Origin of the sequence: Cellulosimicrobium funkei (assembly GCF_004519295.1) — a bacterium.
GTDB lineage: Bacteria > Actinomycetota > Actinomycetes > Actinomycetales > Cellulomonadaceae > Cellulosimicrobium > Cellulosimicrobium funkei.
The window spans coordinates 133195-150947 of record NZ_SOZH01000008.1; the positions used below are offsets into that span (position 1 = coordinate 133195).

The 17753-nt window shown below is 73.1% G+C and carries 18 protein-coding genes; 4 read left to right on the top strand and 14 right to left on the bottom strand.

Annotation, left to right across the window (positions count from 1 at the left end; all coding sequences use genetic code 11):
- Positions 1-15: 15 nt before the first annotated feature.
- The 4 genes from fliD to E1O70_RS14220 form a co-directional block, all read right to left on the bottom strand.
- Positions 16-1392: a flagellar filament capping protein FliD gene (fliD, locus tag E1O70_RS14205; protein WP_061266688.1), complete on the bottom strand. Its 1377-nt coding sequence runs from the start codon at positions 1390-1392 to the stop codon at positions 16-18.
- A gap of 110 nt (positions 1393-1502) precedes the next feature.
- A complete protein-coding gene (locus E1O70_RS14210) occupies positions 1503-2360 on the bottom strand; it encodes a flagellin N-terminal helical domain-containing protein (protein ID WP_061266687.1) in 858 nt (285 codons plus the stop codon).
- Positions 2361-2491: 131 nt separating this feature from the next.
- Entirely contained in the window at positions 2492-3355 is an 864-nt protein-coding gene (locus E1O70_RS14215) for a flagellin N-terminal helical domain-containing protein (RefSeq protein WP_061266686.1), read from the bottom strand.
- Between the two features lie 152 nt (positions 3356-3507).
- Positions 3508-4308: a sigma-70 family RNA polymerase sigma factor gene (locus E1O70_RS14220; protein WP_061266685.1), complete on the bottom strand. Its 801-nt coding sequence runs from the start codon at positions 4306-4308 to the stop codon at positions 3508-3510.
- A gap of 205 nt (positions 4309-4513) precedes the next feature.
- On the opposite strand from E1O70_RS14220, the gene E1O70_RS14225 reads away from it, so the two are divergent.
- Genes E1O70_RS14225 through E1O70_RS14240 form a run of 4 tightly spaced genes read left to right on the top strand, consistent with a single transcriptional unit; the run spans position 4514 to position 7703 of the window.
- Positions 4514-5002, top strand: a complete 489-nt coding sequence (locus tag E1O70_RS14225; protein WP_021483253.1) for a flagellar protein FlgN — start codon at positions 4514-4516, stop codon at positions 5000-5002.
- A gap of 12 nt (positions 5003-5014) precedes the next feature.
- Positions 5015-6436 (top strand): flagellar hook-associated protein FlgK, encoded by a 1422-nt coding sequence (gene flgK / locus E1O70_RS14230; protein ID WP_061266684.1) that lies wholly within the window; start codon positions 5015-5017, stop codon positions 6434-6436.
- A 29-nt stretch (positions 6437-6465) separates the two neighbouring features.
- The gene (gene flgL / locus E1O70_RS14235) at positions 6466-7338 is read left to right on the top strand and encodes a flagellar hook-associated protein FlgL (RefSeq protein WP_061266683.1); all 873 of its coding nucleotides are present in this window, start codon (positions 6466-6468) and stop codon (positions 7336-7338) included.
- Positions 7338-7703 carry a flagellar assembly protein FliW gene (locus E1O70_RS14240; protein WP_061266682.1) on the top strand — a complete coding sequence of 122 codons (366 nt, stop codon included), beginning with the start codon at positions 7338-7340 and terminating at the stop codon, positions 7701-7703. Before flgL ends, E1O70_RS14240 begins: the two co-directional genes overlap by 1 nt.
- A gap of 178 nt (positions 7704-7881) precedes the next feature.
- Here E1O70_RS14240 and E1O70_RS14245 read toward each other — a convergent pair whose 3' ends face one another.
- The 10 genes from E1O70_RS14245 to E1O70_RS14290 all read right to left on the bottom strand — a co-directional run bounded on the left by E1O70_RS14245 (position 7882) and on the right by E1O70_RS14290 (position 17609).
- Positions 7882-8370 carry a hypothetical protein gene (locus E1O70_RS14245; RefSeq protein WP_061266681.1) on the bottom strand — a complete coding sequence of 163 codons (489 nt, stop codon included), beginning with the start codon at positions 8368-8370 and terminating at the stop codon, positions 7882-7884.
- Between the two features lie 31 nt (positions 8371-8401).
- Positions 8402-8764 (bottom strand): response regulator, encoded by a 363-nt coding sequence (locus tag E1O70_RS14250; protein ID WP_061266680.1) that lies wholly within the window; start codon positions 8762-8764, stop codon positions 8402-8404.
- Entirely contained in the window at positions 8761-9231 is a 471-nt protein-coding gene (locus E1O70_RS14255; protein WP_021482436.1) for a chemotaxis protein CheX, read from the bottom strand. Before E1O70_RS14255 ends, E1O70_RS14250 begins: the two co-directional genes overlap by 4 nt.
- Positions 9228-9611, bottom strand: a complete 384-nt coding sequence (locus E1O70_RS14260) for a response regulator (RefSeq protein WP_021482437.1) — start codon at positions 9609-9611, stop codon at positions 9228-9230. Before E1O70_RS14260 ends, E1O70_RS14255 begins: the two co-directional genes overlap by 4 nt.
- Positions 9608-10420: a CheR family methyltransferase gene (locus E1O70_RS14265; RefSeq protein WP_043658116.1), complete on the bottom strand. Its 813-nt coding sequence runs from the start codon at positions 10418-10420 to the stop codon at positions 9608-9610. Before E1O70_RS14265 ends, E1O70_RS14260 begins: the two co-directional genes overlap by 4 nt.
- A complete protein-coding gene (locus E1O70_RS14270; RefSeq protein ID WP_061266679.1) occupies positions 10417-11469 on the bottom strand; it encodes a protein-glutamate methylesterase/protein-glutamine glutaminase in 1053 nt (350 codons plus the stop codon). The genes E1O70_RS14265 and E1O70_RS14270 overlap by 4 nt, the downstream gene beginning before the upstream one ends.
- A gap of 64 nt (positions 11470-11533) precedes the next feature.
- Positions 11534-13102, bottom strand: a complete 1569-nt coding sequence (locus tag E1O70_RS20600) for a methyl-accepting chemotaxis protein (protein WP_276321420.1) — start codon at positions 13100-13102, stop codon at positions 11534-11536.
- Between the two features lie 94 nt (positions 13103-13196).
- Positions 13197-14813, bottom strand: coding sequence for a methyl-accepting chemotaxis protein (locus E1O70_RS14280; RefSeq protein ID WP_061266654.1), 1617 nt, complete (start codon positions 14811-14813; stop codon positions 13197-13199).
- A gap of 58 nt (positions 14814-14871) precedes the next feature.
- The gene (locus E1O70_RS14285) at positions 14872-15285 is read right to left on the bottom strand and encodes a chemotaxis protein CheW (protein ID WP_061266653.1); all 414 of its coding nucleotides are present in this window, start codon (positions 15283-15285) and stop codon (positions 14872-14874) included.
- Entirely contained in the window at positions 15282-17609 is a 2328-nt protein-coding gene (locus E1O70_RS14290; RefSeq protein WP_174526014.1) for a chemotaxis protein CheW, read from the bottom strand. The genes E1O70_RS14285 and E1O70_RS14290 overlap by 4 nt, the downstream gene beginning before the upstream one ends.
- Positions 17610-17753 lie beyond the last annotated feature (144 nt).

Below are 17753 nucleotides of genomic sequence, written 5' to 3' on the forward strand. Positions count from 1 at the left end.
CGCGGGAGGTGCGGCTCAGCGCTTCGAGGACGAGGAGGGCATGAGGGTCGCGAGCTGGCCCGTCAGCCACTGCTGCTGCGAGTCGAGCTTGGCGAGCTGGACCTCCATGACGGTGTACTGCGCGGTGAGGCGCTTGAAGCGCTGCTCGAGCCGCTGGTCCCACCGGGCGATCTGGTCGTCCAGGCGGGTGGCCTGGGTCTCGCGGTTCTTGACGGACGTCGTGAGGAGGCCGTCGTACTTGTCGGAGAGCATCTCGGAGGCCTTCTGGACGCGCGTCGCGACCTGCGTGAACGTGCTCATCGTCGTGTCGGGGTCGGCGGCGAGGGCCGCCGAGAGCTTCTCGGCGTCGAACGTGACCTCGCCGTAGCGCGTGATCTCGATGCCGATCGACGACAGCGACGCCCCGTCCACCGGGTCCGTGACGGCGCCGAGCAGCGACTGGCGCGCGTTGCGCACGATGGACTCGCCGGCGAGCGTCGCGCCGGAGGTCGAGCCGTCGGACCCGATGGTCACCTTGGTCTGCGTCCCGATGCGCGCGAGGATCGCGCTCACGGCGTCGACGAGGCTGCGGACCTTGTTCGCGCGCGCCTCGGGGTCCTCGGCGACGGTGACGGTGACGGGGTCGGCGGACGCCTTCGAGACGGTGACGTCGATGCCGGGAAGGAGGTCGGTGAACGTGCTCGACGCCGAGGTGACGGTCTGCTCGGCGGCGGTGCCGGCCCACAGGCGCACCACGGAGTCGGCGGCCGCCGTGACGGTGGCCGCGCCGGGAGCGGCGAGCAGGTTCGTCGCGGTGCCGGCGTCCACCTCGGCGGCGGTCCCGGCGTGGAACGAGAACGCGCCCGCGGCGCCCGTCGCGGCGCCCGTGAGCTGGAGGCGGTAGAGCTTCTCCCCCGTCGCGGCGTCGGTACCCGCACCGACCTTGACCGCGGTGACGCCCGCGTCGGCGCGGTTGATCGCCGCGACGACGTCGTCGAGCGACGTGGAGGCCGCGGTCAGCTCGGTGTGCTCGCCCGCGGCGTCCGTGAGGGTGAAGCGCGTGGTGGGAGCCGTCGTGAGGGTCGCGGTGACCGACTTCTGCGCGGTGGCGACGGCGTCGACGACGACGTCGATGCTCCCCGGGGAGGCGCCGGCGCGGGCGGTGACCGAGACCGCGTCGGACGAGCCCTTCGCGGTGAAGAGCGCGAGCGCGTCGCCGGCGGTGAGCTCCTTGGCGAGCTTCGCGAGCGCGGCCACGCGCGTGTTGAGGTCCTGGAGCGCGGAGATCTCGGAGCGCTCGGCCTTGACCTTGGCCTGGAGCTGCTGCTGCGGGATCGACTCGACGGCGATGAGCTGCTTGACGAGGTCTGCCGTGTTGAGACCGCTCGACAGCCCGGTGAAGGAGATGCCCACGCGGATCACCTCCAGGTGTGGGACGGGGACGTGCTGGGGACGTGGTGCGGAGAAGACCCGGCGGACGGCGCGGAGGGCGGTCCGTGCCGCCCGCCGGGTGGCCGTCAGGGTCAGCCGAGGAGCTGGAGGACTCCCGAGCTGGCCTGGTTCGCCTGGGCCAGCATCGCGGTGCCGGCCTGGGACAGGATGTTGGTGCGCGAGTAGTTCATCATCTCCTTGGCCATGTCGACGTCGCGGATGCGCGACTCGGCGGAGGTCAGGTTCTCCGTCGCGACGTTGATGTTGGAGATCGCGTACTCCAGGCGGTTCTGCGTCGCACCCAGGCCGGAGCGAGCCGTCGACACAGCCTTGAGCGCCGTGTCGATCGTCTCGATCGCCGCCTGCGCGCCGGCGGCGGTCGCGACGTTGAGCGACGTCCCACCGTTGGTGGCGTCGTAGACGCCGGCCTCGATGATGCCCTGCAGGTCGTTGGTGGTGAGGTCGATCGAGATGGTGTTCCCGCCGCCCGCGCCCTCGGCGCCGACCTGGACCGTGAGGTCCGTCGACGTCGACTTGAGCAGGTCGATCCCGTTGAAGTTCGTCGAGTCGACGATCCGGTCGAGCTCGTCCGCGAGCTCGCCCAGCTCCGAGCTGATGGCGGTGCGCGCGTCGGCGTTGTTCGTGTCGTTCGCCGCCTGCACCGACAGGTCGCGCATGCGCTGCAGGATCGACTGCGCCTCACCCAGCGCACCTTCCGCCGTCTGCACGACGCTGATGCCGTCCTGCGCGTTGCGCGCCGCGACGCTGTAACCGTTCACCTGGGCCTTGAGACCCTCGGCGATCGACAGACCCGCGGCGTCGTCCGCCGCACGGTTGATCCGCAGACCCGAGGACAGCTTCTCCAGCGACTTGCTCTGGCTGTTCTGGGTGCTCGTGAGGTTCCGGTACGTGTTGAGTGCCGAGACGTTCGTGTTGACGCTGAAGCCCATGATGAGTCCTCCGTGAGACGGGCGAGTGGATGATCCCCCAGCCCATCCATGGGCCGGTCACCCAGCACTCTCGGCAGCCACCGCCCCCTCGTGGTCAGTGACCTGTGTCACTTTTCGGGAGCCTCGGGGGCTCAGCCCAGGAGCTGCAGCACCGACGACGGCGCCTGGTTGGCCTGCGCGAGCATCGCCGTCCCCGCCTGCGCCAGCACGTTCAGGCGGGCGCCGTCGCGCAGCTCCTGGGCGAGGTCGGCGTCCCGGATCCGCGACTCCGCCGCGCGCAGGTTCTCCCCCGTGCTGCCCGCGACGCGCGCCGCGTGGTCGAGCCGGTTGATCGTCGCGCCCATGCGCGAGCGCTCCTCCGAGACGCGCGAGATCGCGCGGTCGATCGCCTCGACCGCCGCACGCGAGGTCATGTGCGCGAGCTCGGGGTACCCCGCGCCGGTCAGGCTCACGCGCAGGTCGCCGTCGCCCGCGACGAGCACCGACGACACCGCCCACGTCACGCGCGGGAGCTGGACGGCGATCGTCGAGGCGGCGTCCCCCTCGGCACCGACCTGGAAGGTCACCGTCGGCTCGCTCGCGAGGAGGAGCTGGTCGGCGAAGGCCGACTCGTTGTGGGTCCGGCTCACCTCGCGCGCGAGCGCCGACAGCTCGTCCTCCATCGCGGCGCGCGCGTCCGGCCCGTTCGTGTCGTTCGCGGCCTGGAGCGCGAGCTCGCGCATGCGCTGGAGCATGCTCTGGATGCCGCCGAGCGCGCCGTCCGCCGTTTCGAGCATGGCGACCGCGTCCGCCGCGTTGCGCTGCGCGACGGCGCTCCCGTTCGCCTGGGCCCGCAGGCCCTCCGCCGTCGTCAGGCCCGCGGAGTCGTCCGCGGCGGTGGTGATCCGCAGGCCGGACGCGAGCCGCTCCGCCGACGCCCCCTGCTCGCGCTGCGTCGTCGCGAGGCGGCGGTACGTCGTCGTCGCCGCCACGTTCGTCACGATCGAGAGACCCATGCGTGCGCTCCTGTCCCGCGCGGCCCCGGGCGGGCCGGCTCGTCCGGTACCGGCCCGTCACCTCGACCGGCCTGCTCCTGGGGACTGTCGGACGCCGCGGCCCGACGGTGGCCGACGTCGACCGACGCCGGTCGACGCCGTCGCGGCCCGGGTCACGACGCCGCGGGCACCGCCCACGCGGAGCGCTGCGTGGCACCGCCCGCGACGCGCTCGCCCATCGCGGCGAGGTACTCCCGCCGGCGGGCCGTGAGCGGCGCGGCCGGGCCCTTCGCCTCGCGGCCCGAGTAGTGGGCCTCGAGCCCCTCGCGGAGCAGGCGGACCGCCTCGATGCGCGCGTGCGAGACGGTCGAGTGGCTGATCCCCAGCTCGGCGGCGAGCTCGCCGACGCTGCGCCCCGCGAAGTACACCTGCTCGACGACGTGCCGCAGCTGGTCCGGCAGCGCGGCCACCGCCTCGCGCACCACGTGCCGTTCCTCGACGGACAGGACCTGCTCCTCCGGGGTCGGCGCCTCGAGCGCGACGTGGTCGTAGGTGGTGTCCTCCATCGCCACGATCGAGCGGCCGGCGTCGTCCCGGGCCGCGCGCACGTCCGCGACCGCGACGCCCATCGCCTCGGCGACCTGCGCGTCGGTCGGCTCGCGGCCGAGGGACGCGGTGAGCGACGCCGTCACGGCCGTCAGCGCCTTGATGCGGCGGCGCGCCGAGCGCGGGGCCCAGTCCTGCGAGCGCAGCTCGTCGGCGAGCGCCCCCACGATGCGGCGCCGCGCGTACGCGCCGAACGGCACGCCGCGCGTCGGGTCGAAGCTCGTGGCCGCCGTGGTGAGGGCGACCGCGCCGACCGACGCGAGGTCCTCGCGCGAGAGGTGGTCGGCCCGCGCGCACAGGTCGGAGACGAGGAAGCCGACGAGGGCAAGGTTGTCGACGACGAGAGCGTTGCGCTCGGAGAGGTTCACGCCGAAGCACCTTTCTGCTGGGGCGGGCCCGGTACGGCACCGGGAGACGCGGGTGAGGCACGCGGTGGCACCGCGTCCTGACCTCTCCCATGCAGCGGGCGCGGGGATCAGCCGCCACATGCGCGCCGCGCGTGCCGACAGTGGGTCTCGAGCGGGCGCTGCCCGCCGTCCCGACCGACCACCGCGCACACAAGGGAGAGCCACGTTGGGCCCTCAGGAGCTGTCGACCCTGCTGTGGCGAGAGCGCGAGCTGCTCGAGATGCTGCTGTTCAAGCTCGAGGAGGAGCAGCTGCTCCTCACCGCCGGCCGCACCCGCTGGCTCGCCCACGCGAACCGCGAGGTCGAGACCGTGATGGAGAAGGTGCGCGAGGCGACCCTCGTGCGCACCGTCGCGTCCGAGACCGTCGCGGCCGAGTGGGGCCTGGCGCCCGACGCCACGCTGCGGGAGATCGCCGCGGCCGCCCCGGCCGCGGGGCCCTGGCGCGAGATCTTCGAGGGCCACCTCACGGGCCTCACGGAGCTGACGGTGCGGATCAAGACCGTCCGCGACACGAACACGCAGTTCGTCAACCACGCGTCGCGCTCGACGCAGGAGACGCTCGCGACGCTCGGCGGCGAGCCCCGCACCTACGACGCCACCGGCGCCACCACGGACCGGTCCGACGTCGCCCGCCTCTTCGACACGGTGCTGTAAGGAGTCCCGCCCATGAGCTCGTTCTCCATCCTCAACACCGCCTTCCGGGGCATGAGCGCCGCCCAGGCGGGCATCGACGTCACCGGTCAGAACGTGGCCAACGTCAACACGCCGGGCTACACGCGCCAGCGCGTGCAGCAGTCGGCCACGGCCCCGCTCACCGAGATGGGCCTGGGGCGGCTCTCGCAGTCCGCGCGGTCCGGCCAGGGCGTGTCGATCGACGGCGTCGCCCGGCTCGGGAACCTCTTCCTCGAGTCGCGCGTGCGCCAGACGGCGTCCGCCGACGGGTACGCGGGCGTGCGCGCCGCCGCGTTCACGGCCGTCGAGGACATCCATGGCGAGCCCTCGGACACCGGGCTGTCCGCCGCGCTGCAGTCGTTCTGGGGCGCCTGGCAGGACGCCGCGAACTCGCCGGGCAAGGACGCCCAGGCCTGGGTCGTGGTCGAGGAGGCCGGCGCCGTCGTCGACCGGATCGTCGACGGCCGGGCCCGCGTGGAGACCGCGTGGGGCCAGGCCCGGACGAGCGCCGGCTCGCTCGTGGCCGAGATCAACACGGTCGCGGACAAGATCGCCGCGCTCAACACGCGCATCCTCGACGCCTCCGGCCAGAACGGCTCCGCCAACGAGCTCGTCGACCAGCGCAACCAGCTCGCCGCCGACCTGGCGCGCCTCGCGGGCGCCCAGACGAGCACGAACCCCGACGGCACCGTCAACGTGCTCCTGGGCGGGAACCTCCTCGTCGACGGCAACCACGTGAACGAGGTCCGGCTCGTCGGGGCCTCGACGCTCGACGGGGCGGCTGCCGACGCGGTGCGGCTCGAGTGGTCGCACCGTCCGGGTGCGGCCGTCGGGCTCGAGGGCGGCGAGCTCGCGGGGCACCTGTCGGCACTCGCGCCGGTGTCCTCCGGCGGGGTGTACGCCCAGGCCGCGGCGGGCTACGACGCGCTCGCGTCGGCGCTCGTCACGCAGGTCAACGCGCTGCACACGACGGGCCTGACGCCGTCGGGCACCCCGGGCGGAGCGTTCTTCGCGATCGAGCCGGGCAGGTCCGCGGGCGCCGGCCTGCGGGTCGCGGTGACCGCGCCCGGCCAGGTCGCGACCGCCGCCGTCGGCGCGGGAAGCCTCGACGGGTCGGTCGCCGACCGCATCGCCGCGCTCGGAAGCGCCGCCGGCGGGCCCGACGCGGTGTGGTCGACGCACGTCACGCAGCTCGCCGTGAAGTCGAGCTCGGCCGGCTACGACGCGAAGCTCGCCACCACGGCGTCCACGGCGGCGTTCAGCGACCTGCTCTCGCACTCCGCGGTCTCCCTCGACGAGGAGACCGTGAACCTCATGCAGTACCAGCACGCCTACCAGGGCGCGGCCCGCGTGCTCACCGCCGTCGACGAGATGCTCGACCAGCTCATCAACCGCACCGGCCGCGTCGGGCTGTAGCCCGCGACCAGGTCCGCAAGGGGAGAACCGTGCGCATCACCAACCAGATGCAGGCCTCGTACGTCACGAGGAGCCTGCAGTCCAACCTCGCGAGGATCGCCGAGCTCCAGGAGCAGGGCACCTCGGGGCGCAAGATCACGCGTGCCTCGAGCGACCCGTCGTCCGCGGCGGACGCCCTCGCGATCCGCGGCCGGCTCGCGGCCGAGCAGCAGTACGACCGGAACATCGCGAACGGCGAGGGCTGGCTCGCGACGCTCGACTCGACGCTCGGCACCGTGACCGACATCGTCCAGCGCGTGCGCGACCTCGTCCTCCAGGGCGCGTCGGACACGACGTCGGCGGAGGGCCGGGAGGCCGTCGCCGCCGAGCTCGTGGAGCTGCGCGACGAGCTGCTGCGCCAGTCGAACTCCACGTACCTCGGGCGCACCGTCTTCGCCGGGACCTCGGACGAGGGCGTCGCCTTCCGCGACGACTACTCGTTCACGGGCGGCGGCGCACCCGTCGAGCGTCGCATCGGCGTCGACTCGACGGTCCGCGTCGACGTGGACGGCGCGGCCGTCTTCGGCACAGGGTCCGGCTCCGTGTTCGCGCTGCTGGACTCCGTGGCGGCCGACCTGCGGGCCGGCAACGGGAGCGGGGGGCACCTCGCCGCCGTCGACGCTCGGCTCGACGCGGTGCTCACCCAGCACACGACGGTCGGTGCCCGGCAGAACCAGCTCGAGCGCGCCGCCGACACCAACCTCGGCAACCGCACCTCGCTCGAGACGCGCCGCGGCGCCATCGAGGACGCCGACCTCGCCGAGCTCGCGATCGACCTGCAGCTCAAGCAGGTCGCCTACCAGGCGACCCTGAGCATCGGCGCCACCCTCCTGCAGCCCTCACTCCTGGACTACCTCCGCTGATGACCACGCTCACCTTCGTCACCCCGCCCCCCGGCCTCGCGGCCCGACGCTTCGAGCTCCTCACCGAGCAGGGCGACGGCGTCTACACGCTGTCCGCGCTCGACACCCCCGGCGTCGAGATGCTCGTCCTCGACCCCGGCCGCTGGGTGCCCGGGTACTCCCCCGCGATCCCGTCGTCCGACCTCGCGCGCATCGGCGCCGAGGAGACCGACCCGCTCGTCCTCGTCGTCGCGAGCGTGCGCGCGGGACGCGTGCACGCGAACCTCCTGGCGCCCGTGCTCGTGCACCCCGAGACGGGCGCCGCGGTCCAGTCCGTCCTCGAGGGGCAGGGGCTCGACCTGCGGCGGACCCTCGTCACGGCCTGACCTCGCGGACGGCCCGTCCCCACGCGACCACAGCCACCCCGGCGCCGCTCACGGCACCGGGGTGGCTGTCCGTCGTCGTCCCGCGCCGTGCCGGGGCGCGAACCGGGGGACGACGAGAGGCCGGGCCCGGGGCGTGCGCCCCTGGCCCGGCCTCCGTGCGGGTCGGTCCCGGTCGTCGTCAGGCGAGGACGACCGTCAGCGCCCCGCCGCCGTAGCCGGCGATCTCGATCTCCGCGTCGAGGCGGCGACCGGTGCTGCGCAGGAACGTCACGGGTGCGCCCGGGAGCGGCCCGCGCGTCGAGTCGAACACCTCGGCGAGCTTGAGGTGCGGCGCGCCCTCGGCGTTGAAGAGGGCGGCCGTGACGTTGAGGACCTCGGACAGGTTCTCGAGCAGGACGTCGCTCAGCGCGCCGTCGGCCGCCGCGTCCTGGGCGGGGCCGGGCGGCACGAGGCCGATCGAGGCGCCGAGGTGGGCGCCGAGCGGGACGTCGACGGCGACGACCGCCTCGACCTGCGCCCGGTGGCTGACGTAGGTCGCGGCGATGACACCCGGCCTCGTCTCGGGCGTCAGGAGCGCGCTCGCGCGCACGGCCGTGCAGCCGCGGCCGACCAGCCCCGCGTACAGGTCGCGGATCTCCTTGAGCTCGGGCAGGGGGGTCGTGGTCACAGGGGGCTCCTCCGGGGGACGGACGTCGGGGTCAACGGACGTGCGGGCGCAGGACGTCCTCGAACGTGTCCGCGTCGAACGGCTTGGCGATGAGGAACAGGGCGCCCTCGGCGTCCGCGAGCTCGCGCATCTGCGGCGAGCCCTCCGACGTGACGAACCCGAACGGCACGCTCGACCCCGCGGTGCGCAGCGCGCGCAGGACGTCGATGCCGTTCATCTCCGGCATGTTCCAGTCGGACAGCACGAGGTCCGGCTGCTCCGCCAGGATAAGGGCGAGCGCCTCGGCACCGTCCCCGGCCTGCAGGATCTCCCAGTCCTTGAACCCCGCCTGGCGCAGGGTCCGGACGACGATCTGCCGCATCACGCGGCTGTCGTCCGCGACGACGACTCTCACAGCTGTTCTCCGTCCTTCGAGGTCCACAACGAGATGACGAGGGGTTCGCCGCGCCACAGCAGCGCCTGCGCGTGGTCGGCCGCTCGCGCGACCGCCGGGCCCGTGGTGTCGACCACGGGCAGGGTGAGCGAGGAGCCGCCGTCGAGCATGCCCTTGAGGTTCCCGCCGACGACGTTGGCGACCTCGCCGAGCGCGTCGCGCACGTCGTCGAGGCCCACGGTCTCGTCGTCGTCCAGCTGGAGGAGCGCGCGCGCGATGCGGTCCGCGGTCGGGCGGGCGGTCACGACGAGCGTGCGCCACGAGGTCGGGCCGACGATGTCGACCCACGCGTGCACGGGGTCGGGGATCGGCGCCCCGAGGGCGTCGACCGGCTCGAGCAGGCCCGGCTCGCCGTCGACCATGGCGGCGAAGAGGTCCTGGGCGATGGGCAGGACGCTCTGGGTGAGCGTGTCCCGGGTGTCGATCATGCGAGCTCCTTGGTCGGCAGGAGCCCGAGCATGTCGAGCTTGCCCATGAGTGCGTCCGGCGTGAACGGCTTGATGAGGTACTCGTGGGCACCGGCGGCGAGCGCGCGCACGATGCGCGACTGCTCGGACTCCGTGGTGATCATCATGAGCGTGAGGTCGCGCCACTCGCGGCGCGCGCGGACGGCCTGCACGAACTGCAGCCCGTCCATCACCGGCATGTTCCAGTCGACGCACGCGAGGTCGAAGCGCTCGCCCGCCTCGAGCAGGTCGAGCGCCTGGCGTCCGTCACCCGCCTCGGCGGTCTCGAAGCCGAGATCCCTCAGCGTCGTGGCGACGATGCGGCGCATCACGCGGGCGTCGTCGATGATCAGCGCTCTCATGCGCTGCCTCCTCGGAGTCGGTAGATGGAGCCCTGCGTGACGTCGACCCGTTCCCACGCGGGATCGACGCCGACGGTGGTCTCGGCGGCCCCCAGCAGGAGGAAGCCGCCCGGCCGCACCCGGCTGCGGAGCCGGGCGAGGATCGACTGCTTGGTCGGCATGTCGAAGTAGATGAGCACGTTGCGCAGGAAGACGATGTCGAACATCCGCGGCCCGGGCGGTGCCGTGAGCAGGTTGTGCTGCTGGAACGTGAGGTTCTCCCGCAGCGCCGGGTCGACCTCCCACTCGGCGCCCACGCGCCGGAAGTTGCGCACGAGCATGGGCGCGGGCAGGCCGCGGTTGATCTCGAGCTGGCTGTAGCGGCCCGTCCGGGCCCGCTCGACGACCTGCGCGTTGATGTCCGTCGCGAGGATCCGGTAGCTCCGCACCCGCTCCTCGCGCAGGACCATCGCGATGCTGTACGGCTCCTGGCCGGTCGAGCACGCCGCGGACCAGATGCTGAGGTCCGCGCCCGCGAGCTCCGGCAGGATCGCCCGGCGCAGGGCGGTGAACGGCGAGGTGTCGCGGAACCAGGACGTCTCGTTGGTCGTCATGGCCTCGACGACGCGCACGGTCTCCGTCGGGGATCCGCCCCGCAGGTAGCGGCGGACGTAGCTGTCGACGGCGTCGGGACCCTGCAGGCCCTTCTCGCGCGCGAGCGGCCCGAGCCGGGCCTCGACGAGGTACTCCTTGCCCGGCGCGAGCTGGATCGCGCTGTGCTTGCGGACCAGGTCGCTCACGTAGGCGAACGACTGGGTCGAGACGGTCATGCGTGCGCTCCTTCGGCCGCACCGACGATGGCGCGGGCGACCTGGTCGAGGGGAAGGACCGCGTGGGCGTGCCCCGCGGTCGTGACGGCACCCGGCATGCCCCAGACGACCGAGCTCTGCTCGTCCTGGGCGAGCACGTGGCCGCCGGCGCGGGCGATCTCCCCCGCACCGTCGCGGCCGTCGGAGCCCATCCCCGTGAGGACGACGGCGAGCAGGTCGCCGCCGAGCGTGCGGACCGCGGAGCGGAAGAGGACGTCGACGGCGGGGCGCGTGAAGTTGACGGGCGGCCCGTCCGTGACGAGGGTCGTCAGGCCCGTGCTTTGGCGGCCGAGCTCGAGGTGCCGGCCGCCGGGCGCCAGGTAGGCGTGCCCGGGACGGAGCACCTCGCCGCCGGCGGCCTCGACCACGGTCGTGGGTCCGGCGCGGTCCAGGCGCTCGGCGAGCTGCCGCGTGAACACCGGCGGCATGTGCTGGACCACGAGCATCGGGACGGGCAGCGGCGTGGTCAGGGACGACAGGACGGTCCGCAGCGCCTCCGGCCCGCCCGTGGAGGAGCCGACGACGACCGCGCGCACCGGTCGGGCCGGGGCGGGGCGCCGGACCACGGCCGTCGTCCCGCTCGCCCGCGCCGCCGGGGCGGCGGGCGCGCGCGGGACGAGCGCCTTGATCTTCGGCGTGAGCTCCAGGCCGACGCGCTCGAGCGCGGTCTGGACCGACCCGCTCCCGCTCGGCTTGGTGACGTAGTCCGTGGCTCCGGCCGTGAGGGCGTCGAGCGTCGCGGACGCCCCGCGCTCGGTGAGCGTCGAGAACATCACGACGGGCATGCGCCGGCCGGCCGCGCGGAGCGCCCGGACCGTCTCGATGCCGTCCATGACGGGCATCTCGATGTCGAGCGTGACGACGTCGGGGTCGAGCTGCTCGACCTTCGCGAGGGCGAGGCGGCCGTCGGCCGCCGTGCCGACGACGGTGATCTCGGGGTCCCGGTCGAGCGTCTGCGCGACGAGGCGACGGATCACGACGGAGTCGTCGACGACGAGCACGCGGATCACGGTCGTCCTCCTCGGGCGCGGCGCGCGCGGGCCGCGCGGGGTGTGGGCGTCATGGTCGGCGGTCTCAGAGCCGGAACCGGGAGACCTGGGCGTCGAGCTGCTCCGAGACGTGGGCGAGCTCGACGACGGCGACGTTGAGCTGCTCCATCGACCGGGCGCTCTCCCGCGCGCCGGCGGCGATGCCGGTGATGTTGCCCGCGATCTCGCTCGACCCCGTCGCCGCCTCCTGCACCCCCCGCGACATCTCGTTCGTCGTCGCCGTCTGCTCCTCCACCGCCGACGCGATCGTCAGCTGGTAGTCGTTGATCCGCCCGATGATGTCCGCGATCTCCCCGATCGCCTCCACCGCACCCACCGTGTCCCCCTGGATCGCCTCCACCCGACGCGCGATGTCCTCCGTCGCCTTCGCCGTCTCCTGCGCCAGCTCCTTCACCTCGCTGGCCACCACCGCGAACCCCTTGCCCGCCTCACCCGCACGAGCCGCCTCGATCGTCGCGTTCAACGCCAACAGGTTCGTCTGCTCCGCGATCGACGTGATCACCTTGATCACGTCACCGATCTCCTGCGACGACGTCCCCAGCTTCTGCACCGTCTCGTTCGTCGCCGCAGCACGCTCCGTGGCCTTGTTCGCCACCTTCGCCGCCTCGTTCGAGTTCTGCGCGATCTCCCGGATCGAAGCCCCCATCTCCTCCGCACCCGCAGCCACCGTCTGCACGTTCTGCGACACCTGCTCCGCCGCCGACGCCACCACACCCGACTGCGCCGCCGTCTCGTCCGACGACGCCGAGAACTGCGCACCCGCCGCAGACAGCTGCTCCGTCGCCGCAGCCACCGCCTCCGACGTCCCCGCCACCTCCGCGATGATCCCCCGCAAGTTCTCCTGCGCACTCGTCAACGCCGCAGCCATCTGCCCCAGCTCGTCACGACCCACCACCTCGGCCCGCACGGTGAGGTCGCCGTCGCCCAGCGCGGTCAGGCTCCTCGACACGGCCCGGATCCGCAGGGCGATCCCGCGCGCCACGACGTAGGACAGCGCGGTCGCCGCGAGGGCGCCGAGCACCGCGACGAGGATCGTGGCGAGCAGCGCCCGCGCCGCGAGCGTGTCCGTCTCCTCGGCGAGCACCGCCGCCTCCTCGCCCTGCGACGCCGTCTCGACCTGCATCGCGTCCATGACGCCCGTGGTGAGGGGGCGGACGGTGCCGTCGAAGTACGCGGCGAAGCCCGCGGTGTCGCCCGCGTCCGCGAGCGGGAAGAGCTCGCCCTCGGCCGCCGCGTAGTACGCGTCCAGGGCGGCGACGAGCGCGTCGACGTCGGTCTGGCTCACCGCGTTCGGGCGGTACGCCTCGATCTGGGCGTCCAGGTCGACCTTGCGCTCCACCAGCTCGTCGAGGAGGCTCGCCCGGGTCTCCGCGTCCGCGATCCCGTACTGGATGACGCGGGCGCGGTCGCCCTGGAAGGCGCGCTGGATCTCCGTGAGCTGCTGCAGCGGCGTGACGTTGCTGCGGTACATCTCGTCGGCGTCCGAGCGCAGCTGGCGCATCGAGACGAGCGCGACGGCCGTGATGACGGCGGTCACCACCACCATCACGAGGACCGACGTGAGGATCTTGACGAGGACGGGGCGGTCCCCCACAGGCGTCGGGGCGCGTCCTGCTGCTGGTTCGTGGTCATCGTGGTCGTCTCTCTGCGTGGGTGCGTGGGTGCGTGGGTGTCAGGGGGTCAGCAGGTCAGTAGGTGAACCGGGAGGCGCGGCCGCGCAGCTCGGCGGCCATGCGCGCGAGCTCGGCGATCGACCCGTTCATCTGCTCGACGGCCTGGGCCGTCGACGAGGCGCCGGCGGCGATGCCGGTGATGTTGCCCGCGATCTCGCTCGACCCCGTCGCCGCCTCCTGCACCCCCCGCGACATCTCGTTCGTCGTCGCCGTCTGCTCCTCCACCGCCGACGCGATCGTCAGCTGGTAGTCGTTGATCCGCCCGATGATGTCCGCGATCTCCCCGATCGCCTCCACCGCACCCACCGTGTCCCCCTGGATCGCCTCCACCCGACGCGCGATGTCCTCCGTCGCCTTCGCCGTCTCCTGCGCCAGCTCCTTCACCTCGCTGGCCACCACCGCGAACCCCTTGCCCGCCTCACCCGCACGAGCCGCCTCGATCGTCGCGTTCAACGCCAACAGGTTCGTCTGCTCCGCGATCGACGTGATCACCTTGATCACGTCACCGATCTCCTGCGACGACGTCCCCAGCTTCTGCACCGTCTCGTTCGTCGCCGCAGCACGCTCCGTGGCCTTGTTCGCCACCTTCGCCGCCTCGTTCGAGTTCTGCGCGATCTCCCGGATCGAAGCCCCCATCTCCTCCGCACCCGCAGCCACCGTCTGCACGTTCTGCGACACCTGCTCCGCCGCCGACGCCACCACACCCGACTGCGCCGCCGTCTCGTCCGACGACGCCGAGAACTGCGCACCCGCCGCAGACAGCTGCTCCGTCGCCGCAGCCACCGCCTCCGACGTCCCCGCCACCTCCGCGATGATCCCCCGCAAGTTCTCCTGCGCACTCGTCAACGCCGCAGCCATCTGCCCCAGCTCGTCACGGGCCTCCACCTGCGCCGGCACGGTGAGGTCGCCCGAGGCGAGCGCGCCGAGCGCGTGCTGGACCGTGCCGGCGGAGCGCCGGATGCCGTTCGCGACGCGCACGCCCACGACGACCGCGAGCAGGAGCCCGACGGCGGCGACGACGATCATGAGGAGGAAGGCCCGCGTGGCCTTCGCCGCGGCGTCGTCCGCGACGGTGTCGAGGTAGGCGTACACCGCGTCGCCGGACGCCGCCAGCGAGGTCCGGTAGGACTCGATGATCTCGTCGTTGGCCGCCTGGATCTCGGGCGTCACCGCCTTGGCCTCCACGGCCGGCATGAGCGTCGCGTCGCGGTAGGCGAGCCACTCGGCCCAGCTCGCCTTGAACGCGTTCCAGTTCGGCTCGTCCACCCCGTCGGCGGCCAGCACCGCGTCGATCACGCCGATCTGCTCCTCGACGAGGGCGTCCGTGGTGGCCATCTGCTCCACGGTCTGCTCGCGGGCCTCGCCCTGGACGATGTCGTACTGGTAGGTGAGCCGCCACGCCTCCTGGGTGCCGTGGTCCACCTCCGCGTTGCTGCGCAGGAGCGAGCTCGCGACGCCCGCGACCGACGCCGTGTCGTCGGACGTCGACCGCAGGCTCTGCAGGGCGAACCCCACGACGAGGACGAGCACGACGGCGAGCACGCCGAGCGCGGTGAGGATCTTCGTGCGGACGGAGAAGTCGGCGAAGCGACGCCGGCGCGCGGCGGGCCGCGGGGTCTCGAGCGTGGACATGAGGAGCTCCTGGGGACGTGGGTGCGAGAAGAAGAGGAAGGGGGCGAGCCGGTCGGGCTCAGGACGCCGCGGCGTCGACGTCGAGCGCGAGCAGCAGCCGGTCGGAGAGCTTGTACGCGCCGCGGATCACGGCGCGCAGCTCCTCGGGGAGCGTCTGGGGCGGCGTCTCGAACTGGTCGGCGTCGACCTCGAGCACGTCGCCGATCGTGTCGACGAGCAGGCTCACGGTCTCGTCGCCGACGAAGACGACGACCATCATCTGGTCCGCGTCGTGGGCCGTCATGCCGAGGCGACGCCGCAGGTCGACGGAGAGCACGACCTGCCCGCGGAGGTTGACGAGGCCCCCGACGTCGTCGGGCGCGAGCGGAACGCGTGTCCGGGCGCGGCCCGGCAGCACCTCCTGGACGCGGTCGACGGGGATCCCGCAGAGCCGGTCGGCCAGCGTGAACGTCACGAGCTGCTGCGTGGTCATCGGGCACCTGCCAGCGACAGGTCGTTCTCGGCCGTCGCGTCGTCGAAGGGGTCGAGGTCGTCGTAGAAGCCGGGGTCCGCCGCCTGGACGGCGCTGCGGACGTCGAGCAGCTCCGTCACGCGGTCCTTGAGGACGGTCGACCCGGTGAGCCCGTGGCCGTCGATGTCGCTGCGCCGGCGCGCGTCGTCCTCGACGATGTCGAAGATCTCCGTGACCGCCATCGCGATGCTGCGCCCCGCGCGGGTGTACACGACGATGTCGAGCTCGTCCGCGGGCGGGCCGCCCGCCGCGCCCAGGAGCTGGTCGAGCCGGACGAGCGGCAGCAGCGCGCCGCGGTACTGGAGCACCTCGCGCGAGCCGACCTGCTCGATCGTGGCGGCGCGGATCCGTTCGAGCCGCGTCACCGCGGAGAGCGGGATCGCCACGCGACGGTCGCCCGCCCCGACGACGAGCATCTGCTCGACGGTCGTGGCGCTCTCCGTCGTGTCCTGCGCGTACGCGCGGGCCATGTCCGCGGCGTCCGACGTGAGCACCTTGCGGGCGATCGCCTGGAGGTCGAGGATGAGCGCCACCCCGCCGTCGCCGAGCACCGTCGCCCCGGAGTACATGCCGATCTGCTTGAGCCGGTTCGCGAGCGCCTTGACGACGATCTCCTCCATGTTGAGGACGCGGTCGACGATCACGCCGAAGCGCTGGTCGTCGGCCTCGACGACCGCGATGACGCGGCCCTCGGACTCCGGGTCGAGCCCGAGCACCTCGGAGAGCGACAGCAGCGGGAGCAGCGTGCCCCGCAGCCGGAAGACGGGGGCGGTGCCGACGTGCTCGATCTCGCCGTGCTGGTCGCCGAGGGCGACGAGCTCGAGGAGGCTGACCTGCGGGATCGCGTAGACCGCGCCGCAGCACATCACCGTGAGCGCGGGCATGATCGCGAGCGTCAGCGGGATCCGCATGCGCCACGTCGTCCCGGTCCCGACCGTCGACTCGACGTCGACCGAGCCGCCGATGGCCTCGATGTTCGTGCGGACGACGTCCATCCCGACGCCGCGCCCGGACACGTTCGTGACCTTCGCCGCCGTCGAGAAGCCGGGCAGGAACAGCAGGTCGAGCAGCTCGGACGGGGCCATCGCGGCGACGTCGCCCGCCGTCCGCAGCCCCTTGGCCACGGCGGTGCGGCCGACCTTCTCGGGGTCGATGCCCGCGCCGTCGTCCGTGATCTCCACGACGACCTGGCCGTTCGAGTGGTACGCGCGCAGCGTCACGAGCCCCTGGGGCCGCTTGCCGGCGCGGCGCCGGTCCTCGGGCGCCTCGATCCCGTGGTCGACGGCGTTGCGCACCAGGTGCGTCAGCGGGTCCTTGACCGCCTCGAGCAGGGAGCGGTCGAGCTCGGTGTCGCCGCCCGTCATCTCGATCCGGACGTCGCGACCCAGCATCTTCGCGAGGTCGCGCACGACGCGCGGCATCTTGGACCACACGTGCTCGATCGGCTGCATGCGCGTCTTCATGACGCCCTCCTGCAGCTCGGACGCGATGAGGCTGAGGCGCTGCGCGGACCGCTTGGTCTCCTGGTCCTCGCCCGCGCCGGCGATCCGGTCGATCTGGTTGCGCACCAGCACGAGCTCCCCGACCTGCCGCATGAGCGTGTCCAGGAGGTCGACGTCCACCCGGATCGAGCCGTCCGCGGCGTTGCGGGTGTGCGGCTCGGGCTCGGGTGCCGGCTCGGGCGCGGGCGCCGGTCCGACGGCGGGTGCGGGCTCCGGCTCGGCGGCGAGCACCGGGGCGGTCCGGGGCGTGGGAGCCGGCTCGGGTGCCGTGCCCGCCGCGGGCGTGGGCTCCGGCTCCGCCTCCGACTCGGGTGCAGGCTCGGGGTCGGTCTCGGGCGCGGTGCCGGCCGCGGCGTCGGGCGAGGCACCGCCCGCGACGGCGGGCGCGACGTCCGGCTCCGGCGCCGCCGTGCCGTCCTGGACCGCGACGATGCGCGCGACCATCGGGTCGACTTCGAGGTCGTCCCCGGCACCGGACTCGACCTTCGCGAGGATGGCACGCAGCGTGTCGACGAGCGCGAGCAGCACGTCCGCCGTCGGCTGGTCCATCGCCCGCTCGCCGTCGCGCAGCTCGGACAGGAGCGACTCGCCCACGTGGGACACGCGCTCGAGGTTGGCGAACCCCAGGAAGCCGCTCGTGCCCTTGATGGTGTGCACGGTGCGGAAGATGCTGCTCAGCAGCGCGCGCGACGACGGGTCGCTCTCGAGCGCCACGAGGTCCTGGTCGAGCTGGTCGAGGTTCTCGTAGGACTCGACCAGGAACTCGTGGACGATCTCGTCCATCTCGTCCACGTCCGTACCTCCCCGCCATGTCTGGCGTGTGTCTGTCTCGTCGCCGGTGTCCGGCGTGCGGCCCGGGTACCCCCGCGGGTGCCCGGGTGGCCGACCCGTTCGCACGGGCGGTCACGGCGTACTCTCGGTACGCGC